Origin of the sequence: Lysobacter sp. 5GHs7-4, from assembly GCF_021284765.1 — a bacterium.
Classification (GTDB): Bacteria; Pseudomonadota; Gammaproteobacteria; order Xanthomonadales; family Xanthomonadaceae; genus Lysobacter.
In genome coordinates this window covers 886505-897875 of sequence record NZ_CP089924.1, presented here as the reverse complement: position 1 = coordinate 897875, position 11371 = coordinate 886505, and the positions used below count along the sequence as shown (strand labels likewise).

At 67.8% G+C, this 11371-nt stretch carries 13 protein-coding genes; 6 read left to right on the top strand and 7 right to left on the bottom strand.

Annotated elements, in window-relative coordinates:
- Window positions 1–8 precede the first annotated feature (8 nt).
- A complete protein-coding gene (locus LVB77_RS03780) occupies window positions 9–422 on the bottom strand; it encodes a VOC family protein (protein WP_232908881.1) in 414 nt (137 codons plus the stop codon).
- A 124-nt stretch (window positions 423–546) separates the two neighbouring features.
- On the bottom strand, window positions 547–1464 hold the full coding sequence (locus LVB77_RS03775) for a LysR family transcriptional regulator (protein WP_232908880.1): 918 nt from the start codon (window positions 1462–1464) through the stop codon (window positions 547–549).
- A 124-nt stretch (window positions 1465–1588) separates the two neighbouring features.
- On the opposite strand from LVB77_RS03775, the gene LVB77_RS03770 reads away from it, so the two are divergent.
- The 4 genes from LVB77_RS03770 to LVB77_RS03755 all read left to right on the top strand — a co-directional run bounded on the left by LVB77_RS03770 (window position 1589) and on the right by LVB77_RS03755 (window position 4344).
- A complete protein-coding gene (locus LVB77_RS03770; RefSeq protein WP_232908879.1) occupies window positions 1589–2350 on the top strand; it encodes an SDR family oxidoreductase in 762 nt (253 codons plus the stop codon).
- Window positions 2351–2508: 158 nt separating this feature from the next.
- Window positions 2509–2982 (top strand): RcnB family protein, encoded by a 474-nt coding sequence (locus LVB77_RS03765; RefSeq protein WP_232908878.1) that lies wholly within the window; start codon window positions 2509–2511, stop codon window positions 2980–2982.
- A 319-nt stretch (window positions 2983–3301) separates the two neighbouring features.
- The gene (locus LVB77_RS03760) at window positions 3302–3802 is read left to right on the top strand and encodes a DUF4189 domain-containing protein (protein WP_232908877.1); all 501 of its coding nucleotides are present in this window, start codon (window positions 3302–3304) and stop codon (window positions 3800–3802) included.
- Window positions 3799–4344: a DUF4189 domain-containing protein gene (locus LVB77_RS03755; RefSeq protein WP_232908876.1), complete on the top strand. Its 546-nt coding sequence runs from the start codon at window positions 3799–3801 to the stop codon at window positions 4342–4344. The genes LVB77_RS03760 and LVB77_RS03755 overlap by 4 nt, the downstream gene beginning before the upstream one ends.
- Window positions 4345–4373: 29 nt before the next feature.
- Here LVB77_RS03755 and LVB77_RS03750 read toward each other — a convergent pair whose 3' ends face one another.
- The 4 genes from LVB77_RS03750 to LVB77_RS03735 all read right to left on the bottom strand — a co-directional run bounded on the left by LVB77_RS03750 (window position 4374) and on the right by LVB77_RS03735 (window position 7281).
- Entirely contained in the window at window positions 4374–5201 is an 828-nt protein-coding gene (locus LVB77_RS03750; RefSeq protein WP_232908875.1) for an arylamine N-acetyltransferase, read from the bottom strand.
- Window positions 5202–5305: 104 nt separating this feature from the next.
- Entirely contained in the window at window positions 5306–5818 is a 513-nt protein-coding gene (locus LVB77_RS03745) for a DUF1697 domain-containing protein (RefSeq protein ID WP_232908874.1), read from the bottom strand.
- A gap of 28 nt (window positions 5819–5846) precedes the next feature.
- Window positions 5847–6170, bottom strand: a complete 324-nt coding sequence (locus tag LVB77_RS03740) for a hypothetical protein (protein WP_232908873.1) — start codon at window positions 6168–6170, stop codon at window positions 5847–5849.
- A 151-nt stretch (window positions 6171–6321) separates the two neighbouring features.
- The gene (locus LVB77_RS03735) at window positions 6322–7281 is read right to left on the bottom strand and encodes a LysR family transcriptional regulator (protein WP_232908872.1); all 960 of its coding nucleotides are present in this window, start codon (window positions 7279–7281) and stop codon (window positions 6322–6324) included.
- Window positions 7282–7419: 138 nt separating this feature from the next.
- Here LVB77_RS03735 and pcaD point away from each other — a divergent pair, with 138 nt between their 5' ends.
- The gene (gene pcaD, locus LVB77_RS03730; protein ID WP_232908871.1) at window positions 7420–8214 is read left to right on the top strand and encodes a 3-oxoadipate enol-lactonase; all 795 of its coding nucleotides are present in this window, start codon (window positions 7420–7422) and stop codon (window positions 8212–8214) included.
- 9 nt (window positions 8215–8223) lie between these two features.
- On the opposite strand, the gene LVB77_RS03725 is transcribed toward pcaD, so the two are convergent.
- Complete coding sequence (locus LVB77_RS03725) at window positions 8224–8712, bottom strand: hypothetical protein (RefSeq protein WP_232908870.1); 489 nt, start codon at window positions 8710–8712, stop codon at window positions 8224–8226.
- A gap of 184 nt (window positions 8713–8896) precedes the next feature.
- Between LVB77_RS03725 and LVB77_RS03720 the strand changes: the two genes are divergently transcribed.
- Entirely contained in the window at window positions 8897–11362 is a 2466-nt protein-coding gene (locus tag LVB77_RS03720; RefSeq protein WP_232908869.1) for a hypothetical protein, read from the top strand.
- Window positions 11363–11371 lie beyond the last annotated feature (9 nt).

The window sequence follows — 11371 nt, the reverse complement described above, 5'->3', positions numbered from 1 at the left end:
CGTTACGGTCAGCCCTGCACGGCGCTCGGGTCGGCGTCCGGATCCATGTAGAACACTTCCCACTGGTGGCCGTCCGGGTCTTCGTAGCCGCGCTGGTACATGAAGCCGTAGTCCTTGGCCTCGGGCGACTTGGCGCCGGCGGCGATCGCCTTCTCGACCAGCGCATCGACGCCCGCGCGGTCCTCGGCGTTGATGCTGAGGATCGCCAGCACGTTCTGATGGGCGTCGCCGATCGGCTTGCTGACGAAGGTCTGGAAGAACGGCTTGACCAGCAGCATCACGTAGATGTCGTCGGAGACGATCATGCAGGTGGCGTTCTCGTCGGTGAACTTGGCGTTGAACGAATAGCCCAGCTGGGTATAGAAGGCGACGGAGCGGTCCAGGTCCTGGACGGGCAGGTTGACGAAGATCTTGGTGGTCATGACGGAGTCCTTGTGAGTGGAGGGCTAAATCGGCGGGCCGGTACGGGGTGGTGTTCGGCCTGCTCTTCCTGGCGACGATCCATGGCACCCGGGATCGACATCTGCTGCGAAACTTTTTTCGCGGCTATGACCCCCGGCCGGGCGCGTCCAGGTGCGGCGCCAGCAGCTGCGCCATCCACTGCATGAATACCTGCACGCGCTGCGGCAGGTTGCGGCGGTTCGCGTACACCAGCGACACCGGCATGGGCTCGGCCGACAGCTGCGGCAGCACCTCGACCAGCGCGCCGCGTTGCAGGTCCGGCACCAGCCCCAGCAAGGGCGCCTGGATCAGGCCCAGGCCGGCCAGGCAGGCGCTGCGGTAGGCCTCGGTGTTGTTGACGGTCAGCACGCCGGCCATGGGCTGGCTGCGGTAGGCGCTGCCGTCCCAGTACTCCCAACCGTCGGCGCGCCCGCCCAGGCTGGCCGCGTAGTGGACCAGGCGGTGCGAGGCCAGATCCTCCAGCGTCCGCGGCGTGCCGTAGCGCTGCAGGTAAGCGGGACTGGCGCAGTTGGCGACCCGGAACTGCCCCAAGGGCCGCGCGATCAGCGCGCTGTCGGCGAGCGCGCCCACCCGCACCACGCAATCGAAGCCCTCGCGCACCAGATCGACCCGGCGGTCGGCGCTGCTCAGCTCCAGCTCCAGCTGCGGATGCTGGGCCAGGAACTCCGGCAGGCGCGGAATCACGACGCTGTGCGCCATGCCGCTGGGCATGTCCACGCGCAAACGCCCGCGCAGCGCCTGCGGCCCCTGCCGGAACAGGCCCTGCAGCTCGTCCATCTCGGCCAACAATTCCTTGCAGCGCTCGTAGTACACCTGCCCGTCCTGCGTGGTCTGGACCTTGCGCGTGGTCCGGTGCAGCAGGCGCGTGCCGAGCTGGTTTTCCAGCTGCTGCACCGCGGTGGAGGCGCTGGCCTTGGGCAGGCCCAGACTGTCGGCGGCACGGGTGAAGCTGGCCAGCTCGGCGACCCGGACGAAGACGTGCATGGCGTCGATCTGGTTCATGGCGGGCGCTCCGGTGACGGCCATTGTTCGTGAATCACGAACAGATAAATCGAATTATGCAGATTTATCGCGATAAATCCCGGCAATAGAGTGGCGACCGTCCCCACCCACTCCGGAGTCCGCCATGACCGCCCCCACCATCGCCCTGATCACCGGCGCCAGCCGCGGCCTCGGCCGCAACACCGCCCTCAAGCTGGCCGCCCAGGGCAGCGACGCGATCCTGACCTACCGCAGCAACCGCGCCGAAGCCGACGCCGTGGTCGCCGCGATCCAGGCCCTGGGCCGCCGCGCCGTCGCCCTGCAGCTGGACGTGGGCGACAGCCGCAGCTTCGAGGCCTTCGCCGATCAGGTCCGCCAGGCCCTGGCCGCGCACTGGCAGCGCACGCAGTTCGACTACCTGATCAACAACGCCGGCACCGGCATCCATGCCTCGCTGGCCGAAACCACCGAGGCGCAGTTCGACGAACTGGTGAACATCCATTTCAAGGGCGTGTTCTTCCTGACCCAGAGGCTGCTGCCGCTGATCGCCGACGGTGGCCGCATCGTCAACGTCTCCTCCGGCCTGACCCGCTTCGCCCTGCCCGGCTACGCCGCCTACGCCTCGATGAAGGGCGCGATCGAGGTGCTGACCAAGTACATGGCCAAGGAACTGGGCCCGCGCGGCATCGCCGTCAACGTGGTCGCCCCGGGCGCCATCGAAACCGACTTCGGCGGCGGTGCCGTGCGCGACAACGCCCAGCTCAACGCCTATGTCGCCTCGCAGACCGCGCTGGGCCGTGTCGGCCTGCCGGACGACATCGGCGGCGTGTTCGCGTCCTTGCTGTCGCCGGACAACCGCTGGATCAACGCCCAGCGCATCGAGGCCTCCGGCGGCATGTTCGTGTAAGCGATTACCGTCACGCTTGCGCTGAACGGCGCGCTAGCGAGGTTTAAAGCTTGGTTAAACGCGGCGCGCGCGACCCCTCGACGCGCGCCGCGTTTCGTCGATGATGCGGCCACACGCATACGACAAGTCGGGGCCACCCGACGTCAACGGAGAGCTTCATGAAACGCCTGCTGCTGGCCGCCGCGCTCACCTTCGCCACCCTGTCCACGCCCGCCCTGGCCTACGACCGCGACCACGACAACGGCCGCGGCCACGGTCGCCACCACCGCGATCGCGACGACGACGACGACCGGCGCCATAGCCGCGGCCGCGACGACTACCGCTACCGCCGCGACGACGACCGCCACCATCACGACCGCCGCGACTACCGCGGCTACGACCGCTACGACGGCCGCTACTACTACAGCTACGACGGCAACCGCGGCCGCCACCGCGGCTGGAACAAGGATTACCGCCGCGGCCAGCGCATCGACGTGGTCTACATGCAGCCGCGCTACTACATCGACGACTACCCGCGTTACCACGTCGCCCCGCCGCCGCGCGGCCACCGCTGGGTGCGCATGGACGACGGCCGCATGATCCTGATCGCGGTGGCCACCGGCATCATCGCCGACGTGCTGCTGCACCACTGATCGGCCGAATACCGCATTCGAACAGCCCCGCTACGGCGGGGCTGTTCGTTTTTGCCATCGGCGTAGCGCCTCCGCCGCACGCCTTGCCGCACAGCACGGCGCATGCGCGCGCTGGCGCAGCGGCCGTCGATACCATCCCCGAGTGCCGCCATCGGCATGCGGCGGCTCCAGCCGGGACCCGTCAGGAACGCCTTGGTTTCGACCGGCGCGCGCCCGCCCGACCCGGTTCCCGACCGCGACGCAACGATCGGCTGCGCCTGCGCGAACCGCAGGCCGACACCACACGATCTATCGGCGCAATCGGCTGGGGAACGACAAGATGAAAAACTTCGGCGGTTTACTGGTCCTGGCATCGATGCTCGCGCTTGCGAGACCCGCGGCCGCGGAAGACGGATGCCCCGCCGGTTTCATTCCCAATGCGGCGGGCACGCCGAATGTCCAGTGCATTCCGGCGGGCGGCAGCGGGTACAGCGGACCGTTCGAAACGTGGGAGCGGCGCTGGGGCGCCTTCACAAGCGACGTCGTGACCGGCAAGATCGGCGTCGCCACGGCGATGACGAGCAAGCGCAAGGCCGAGAAGGAGGCCATGCGCGACTGCCAGGTTCGCGGCGGAACGCAGTGCAAACTCTTGCTGACGTTCACCAATCAATGCGCGGCGATCGCCTCGGGCAAAGAGGCGGCGGGCACGTATGCGATCTCCGCAGGCGGCGGCGTGAACGCCACGGTGGCCAAGCAGGTCGCATTGCGGGAATGCGGACAGCGCGCGGAAAGCTGCGAGATCTTCCTGACCGAATGCAGCTACGCCGAGCAAGTGCAGTGAGCAATCCAAGAGCGTTGGCGAGCGGCAAAGCGAAGCTTTCCAAATGTGCGTGGGCCACGGTGCTGATGGCCGCCTTGGCGGCGAATGCGAAAGCCGAGCAAGGCTGTCCCGACAACTTCGTGCCCAATCCCAATTGGACACAGGGTCAGTCGCAGTGCATTCCCGGGCCACCCACCCAAGGCGACGCCGACTCATCGCCGCCGGCACCCGTCTGGGCGACGCGCTGGGGTGCGATCGCCATCGATTCGGCCACGGGCAACATGGGAGCCGTGACGGACATGCCCAGCAAGCGCAAAGCGGTGGACGCTGCGCTGGCGCGTTGCCGCGATCACGGCGGCACGAATTGCAAGATCAGTCTGGAATACCACAACCAATGCGCCGCTTCCGCCTGGGGCGAGGGCAACGGCGGGACCTTCGTGTCGTTCAGGGCACCGTCCGAGAAGGACGCGGTATCCGGCGCTTTGAATCAGTGCGGCCAGGACTCCGGCGGCGCCTGCGAAACGTTCTATTCCGGGTGCAGCTCCGCGCAGCGAGTGCGTTGATGCGCATCATGGCTGGTCGGCCAGCGTCGCTACTTTGCTAGCGCCAAACGCTGCGAAATCGCGGCGTGAATCTCCCGATCCACCGGCACGCGGATGCCAAGCTCGTCGCGCAACACCGCCAACACCGCGTCGGCATCCTCCAGTTCCCTTCGCTCACTGGCCGCGCCCAGGCGGTGCACCGCATAGCTGCCGTTGCGCAGGGTCTTGCGCAGGCCCGGCCCCATGCGCGCGGCGTACAGTTGACCGCGGAACGGGGATTCGGGATGGGTGGACACGTACCAGTTGCCCACCACGTAGTCGATCTCGGCGGTGGGCTGCAGGTCGAACACGTACAGACCGCGCCATTCGTCGCCGACGCGGGCGCGCAGGATGTATCCCTCGCCGAAACGGCTCACGCGGTAGTCCTCGTGCGGCGTGGCCTGCGGCTGCTCGCTGTCCAGGCGCAGCGGCCCGGTCGGCACCATGCTGCCGAAGCCCACGTCCGCCAGGTAGGGCACGCCAGCCACGGTCGCCTGCACGAACAAATGCGTGCGCGCCGGCAACGCGTCCTCGGGCCCGCCCATCACCACCCGGCCGGTCACGCCGCGCGCTTCGAAACCAAGATCCTGCAGCAAGGCCAGAAACAGCCGGTTGAGCTCGTAACAGTAGCCGCCGCGACCGTCTTGCAGCAGTTTGCGCTGCAGCGACGGCAGGTCCACCGCCACCGGCGCGTGCAGCAGCGCGGCCAGGGTTTCGAAGGCGAAGGTCGAGGTGTGCCGCAGTTGCAGATCGCGCAAGGTATCGAGGGTGGGCGCCGGCGCGGTGGCGTAGCCCAGGCGGCGCAGATAGAGGTCCAGGTCTTGCAGTTGCGGCGTCATGGCGGCGAAAGCTCTGGGAGATGCCCCTACGCTAAGGCCTCAAGTGCGCTTGAGGTCAAGCGAGCGGCGCGCCCGCGCATGCAACGCTGCGATGCGGCGATGGTCTAGACCGCCTTCGACAATTCGATCAGCTTGGCCACGGTGTTCATGTTGCGCGCCGTGCCCGTCGCCGCGGCGGGAATCGCCAGCTTCGAGTCCGCCATGCCGTCGCCGTAATGCACGTAGATCTCGCGTTCGCCCAGCGCGATCTGCTCGTCGCGCAGGTGCTTGGCCTTCTCCAGCGTGTCCTTGGGCGGCGCGGCGTCCAGAAAGATCGTCACCACCCGATTGGGCGCGCCCTGCGGAAACGGATTGGCGGCCAGCACCCGCGCCAGGTCGGCGCCGTCGCGCACGATCACGCCCACGGGCTTGCCGGCGTACTCGGCCAGCTTCTTTTCCAGCGTCCGCTTGACGTGCTCCGCACCCTTGGCGCTGCGCAACAGCACGTTGCCGCTGGCGATATAGGTGCGCACGTCCTCGAAGCCCGCCGCTTCGCACATCGCGCGCAGCTCGGCCATCGGCAACTTTCCGGTGCCGCCGACATTCACGGCGCGCAGCAGGGCGATATAGGTGGGCATGCGTCCAGCTTACTGGAACGCCGCGGGATCAGTCGCCTCCGCCACCCCCGTCGCCACCTCCGCAGGCATCGCCACCGCCGAAACAGTCGCCGGCAAACGGGCTGGTCGCGACGAAACCGCCGTCGCCATGATCGATGGATACCTGAGCCGGCGACAGGGAGTCGCGCACCGCGCGCGCTTCCGTGATCGCGAATGCCAGGCAGATGACCGCCCCGATCAAGGGCAGCAACCAGATCAGCCCCAGTTGCACCAGCCGTTGACCGCCCGACAACACCGGGCTGCGCATCACCGCCAACGACGCCACGACATTGATCAACACCAAAACGCCGACTACCACCGTCTGCCAATCCATCGCCTACGCTCCGGATGCCGCTTGGGTGAGCGCAGTCTTCCCGGCCCGATGACGGCGGTCAACCCGCAAACACCGCTGTTTCGTGGCTATCCGTGAAACGCAGACGCACGACCGGCGGAACGCGGTGCGGTACGGGTGAACGCATTGCGCCTCAGTGCTTGCCGGCTCCGCGCCTGGCGCGCGTCTTCGCGACGGCGGGTCCGGGTTCCAGCGCAAGCCGCAGTTGCGGCGCCTGCGTTTCCAGGTACTGCCACAACCGCTGCGCGACCGGTCCTTGCGGACGGTCGCGGCGACGCGCCACCACCAACTCCTCGACGCGGCCCGGAAAATGGCGCCCGGCGATCGACCGCAGCCGTCCGTCGCGCAATTCGTCTTCGACCAGGAACCTGGGCATGTGCCCCCAGCCCAGGTTCTGCAGGATGATTTCCTTCTTCATCAGCTGATCGCCGACCGTGCACTGCGGCGCGCCCTCGATCACGAAGTAGTCGCGCGCGGGCGTATGGCGCGCGGTATCGCGCATCACGCATTGGGTGTAGGCGCGCATGCGCTCGGGCGTGAGCGCGCGCGGCAACGGCGTGGGCAGCAGACCCGCGCCGACCACCGGCACCATCGCGACCTTGCCCAGATCCAGCCATTCCAGCCGCGGATCGCCCTTGTCGACGCGATGCAGGATCAGGTCGGCATCGCCGTCGAACAGCCGCTCCCATGGTCCCGTGACCGCCTCGAAGTGCAGGTGCAGGCGCGTGCCCGGGCATTGCGCGAAGAATCGCCCCAACAGCCCCAAGGCCTGCGGCCGCGGGCACAGGTCGCCGATCACGATGTGCAGCTCGCTTTCCTCGCCCATCGCCAGTTGCTCGGCATGCGTGCGCAGGCCGTCGAGTTCGCGCAACAGCGATTGCGCGCGCCGATGCAGGGACAGTCCCGCCTGCGTCGGACGCACGCGGTAGCCGCTGCGGTCCAACAGGCTCAGTCCGAGCTGCCGCTCCAGCTTGGCGACGGCGGCGAACACCGCCGGATGCGAACGGTGCAACACGTTCGCGGCGGCCTGGAAGCCGCCGGCCCGAACCACGGCGTCGAAGCATTGCAGGTCGTGCAGGGTGAAATCGGCCATGTCGGACTTTCTTACAAAGACTTTGAACTCTTTGTAATATCAAGCCACCGCCGCCGCAACTAGCCTGTCTTCCATGGCCCGCGCCGCCCTTTCGCGAACCGTCCGGTTCGCAACGGCGCCGCCCTCGGGAGATCAGGCATGAGCGACACCCACTACCTCGACGCCGGCGACGGCAACCGCATCGCCTACCGTTTCGACGGCGACCCGGCGTTGCCCGTGCTGGTGCTGTCCAACTCCATCGGCACCACCCTGCACATGTGGGACGAAGAAGTCCCGGCGCTGGCGCGCCATTACCGCGTGTTGCGCTACGACACCCGCGGCCACGGCGGCTCCGGCGTCGCGCCCGGCGCCTATTCGTTGGATCGCCTGGGCCGCGACGCGCTGGAGCTGATGGATGCGCTGGGCATCCAACGCGCGCACTTCCTGGGCCTGTCGTTGGGCGGCTTCATCGGCCAGTGGCTGGGCGTGCACGCGCCCGAACGCATCGACCGCCTGGTCCTCAGCAATACGGCCGCCCACTGGGGGCCGGCCGCACCCTGGGCCGCGCGCATCGATTCCGTGCTGCAGGCGCCAGACATGCGCGAGACCGCGGAGGTGTTCCTCTCCAACTGGTTTCCCGCGCACATGCTGCAGGCCAACCCGCCGGTGGTGGAACGCTACCGCGCCATGCTGTTGGCCACCGACCGCCACGGCCTGGCCGGCAATTACGCTGCCGTGCGCGACGCCGACCTGCGCCGCCCCATCGCCTTGATCCGCAACCCCACCCTGGTGATCGCCGGCCAGTACGATCCGGTCAGTACCGCGGCCGACGGCGAGCTGATCGCGGCCACCATTCCCGGCGCAAAATTCAAGCTGCTGCCGGGCGTGCATCTGGCGAACGTGGAGTTTCACGACGAGTTCGTGGCGACGGTGCTGGACTTCCTGGCCGTCTGACCACGGGCGTTACACCGCCTGCGCGCGCCAGATCTGGTTCGCACCGCCATTCCACGGGAACGCGATGATCGCGTTGCCCTCGGCGGTGCCCGACTCGCTGATGTCCACCACCTGGTCGCGGTCGAAGTCGTTCAAGGCGAACCAGCAGTCGCCCTGCAGGAAATCCACCTTGAACGCCGGCGCGAAGACCAGGCTGCCGTCACCCGGGTCGGCCATGGGTTGGGTCAGTAGCACGCCACCCGCGCCGCATTGCCAGGTCAGGTACTGCGCCCAGTCCGGCGACAAACTGAAGCTGTCCGGCGAGGCCGGGCTGGACGTCCACACCGTCTGATTCGGGTTGCCTGCCGACAACCGGTGCACGCGCGCGCAGTGCGCGCCGCTGGTATCGGCATCGGGCGGGAAATAGCCCATCGACACATCCGGGTCCAAGTAGGAGACGAAACGCACCCGGTTGCTGAAGAACTCTTCGACGCTGGTCAGATTGCCGTAAGCGTCCATGCGACTCCCCCTGTGGAATGGCGAGCGGCCAAGCTAACCCACGGGCGCACGGCACGGTAGTGGCACCTTTTAAGCATCTAAAGCGCGCGTATACTCGCCGCACTTGCGGCCCACGTCCCGGAACCCGTGGCCTGGCCTCCCCCGCCGCAACACGGATGTGTTTGCGGACACCACTGGAGGCTGCATGACCACGCTATCGACCGCCCCCACCGCCGGGGCCGAGCCCGATTGGGACGCCATCATCGACAACCCCTACCACGCCGGCCCGCTGGTGCGGGTCAGCCGCGCCGACAACTGGTGGCTGGTGGTGGGCATGCGCCTGGACCTAGCCGATGCCCTACAGCAGCCGCGCCGCATCAAGACCGAGCGCGAAAACGAAGACCGTCTGCTGATCTTCGCCGACACCGTCAGCGCCCAGCACGCCGACGACGCGCCCATTCTCTGCCGCGAATACGAACACATCGTGGTGATGGCGCGGCGCCTGGAAGCCGGCGCGCAATTGCTGATGGAAAAGCGCGGCTGGGAAATCACCTTCCGCCTGGGCTTCTACGTCGGCTACCTCAGCCCGGTCACCGTCAAGCGCAGCGTCGAACGCTGGATGAAATGGAACGACCCGCAATGGGGCCAGCACGAGGTGCGCGGCAAGACCGACCTGCCCAATCCGCTGACGCCGCGGCAGGTGGTGGTCAGCACCTACCCGCTGGACGAGAAGAAACCGCTGCCGTTCACCGAAGAAGCGATCAACCTGACCGCGCTGCCGCTGCCGGCCTGCAAGGCGCTGCTGGAGCGCATGCTGTTCGCCGCGCAGGCGCTGGGCATGGAAGGCAAGGGCGAGCAGGCGCTGGAGCTGCTGTCGCGCATGGACGGCCTGATCGCGCTGATGCCGGACCAAAGCGCCTGGCAGACCGTGGCGCTGGGCTGCCGCAGCGCGCAGGAACTGCTGCGCCCGGTGCGTTTCGACCCCGACCAGGTGCCGTATCTGAGCGCCACGTTCTACGGCGACCTGGCCAAGGAACACGTGCCCGCCCTGCAGGCCTACGCCGGCACCTTCGCCCGCCTCAGCGACCGCAGCTACGACCTGGCCGCGCGCAAGCAGGCCGCCAAACGCGTGCTGGGCGAGAAGGACGACAGCAACGCCTTCCAGACGTTGGTCGGCCAGCAACTGGCCGAAAACCTGCGTCTAGCCACGGCCAACATCCAGCGCGCGCAGAATTCGATCGAGCCGCAAAGCGCCAACGTGCGCCGCGCCGAAAGCGAGTTCAAGCGCGGCATGGACGCCTGGAAGGAAGCCAAGCAGCGCGAGGCCGCGTTCGCCATCGTCGGCGCGGTGTTCTCCTTCGTCTCCGGCGTGGCCTCGATGTTCGGCGGCAACGCCGGCGGCGCCGCCAGCGCGGCCAAGGCGGCCGCCGACGTGGCCAGCACCGCAGCCAAGCTGGCCGAGATCATGAAGGTGCTGGTCAAAGTCGGCCAGGTCATCGAGAAGATCGTCAAGATGTGCATGGCGATCGTCGCCAGCGTGGAGAAGATCGACAACGCCAAGAAGTTCGCCGACGACCTGTCCGCGCTCACCCGCGAGACCATGTCCGACGACGCCAAGGGCGCGCCCTCGGCCGGCGCGTACTGGGACCAGTTGTGGGTGGAGGTGGAAACCCAACTGGCACCGGCGATCAAGGAAGGCATCGGCGGCGCCGAGGAGTATCTGAAGGAACTCAAGATCCTGGTGATCTACGGCCGCGCGCTGACCGCCGCACAAGCCGCGCTGCCGCCGCTGGTGCAGGAGATCGCGCGCTCCAAGCTGCAGACCGAAATCGCGCGCCGCCAGTACGACGCGGTCGCGGCCGAGATCGAAGGCTTGAAGCAGGAACAGACGCTGTCCGGTCAGGCCATGGTGGTGCTGTGGGGCAACTACCGCGCCGTGCAGCGTTCGATGCTGGTGGCGCTGACCCAGTTCGACGCCGCCTACCGCTACTGGGCGCTGAGCGACGCCTTGCCCGCGCGCGACCACCACCGCGGCATCGCCGACCTGGCCGGCGACCTGGTCGCGTTGGCCGACCTGAAGAAGCTGCAGGCGCGCGCACTGGAAAGCTTCAACCCGCCGCCGCAACCCTACACGCGGCAGAAGTACGCGCTGCCCACGCATGCCTGCGAGGCCTTGCTCAAGGGCGAGCGCATCGACCTGCGCCTCACGCCCACTCGCGGCCCGCTGGCCAACTGGGGCCGCGTCAGCCGCGTGCGCGTGAACGAGATCTACGCCTGGGTGGAATGGGTGGACGGCCAACGCCCCAGCAAGGGCGAAATCGAGTTCACCGTGCGCACCAACGGCGCCTACGACGATCGGCGTCTGAGCCAAGGGCAGATGAAGGAATTCCACTTCCATGGCGTGCCGGTCAACCTGACCTTCCGCTACGACCTGGCCGGCAGCCCGCCCGACCAACCCGGCGACTGCATCCGCGTGCGCGCCGCCATCGCCGAAGACTTCCGCACCTCGTATTCCGAGCCCACGCTGTACACCGACTGGGTGCTGTCCTCGCCCAAGGTGGAGGCTGGCGACACCGATACCGTCGACCTGACCAAGCTGAAAGCGGCGATCAAGGGCATCCGGCTGGAGTTCGCGGGGACCTTCATCAAGGATCCGGACAAGATGTTTTGAGGGCGGCCG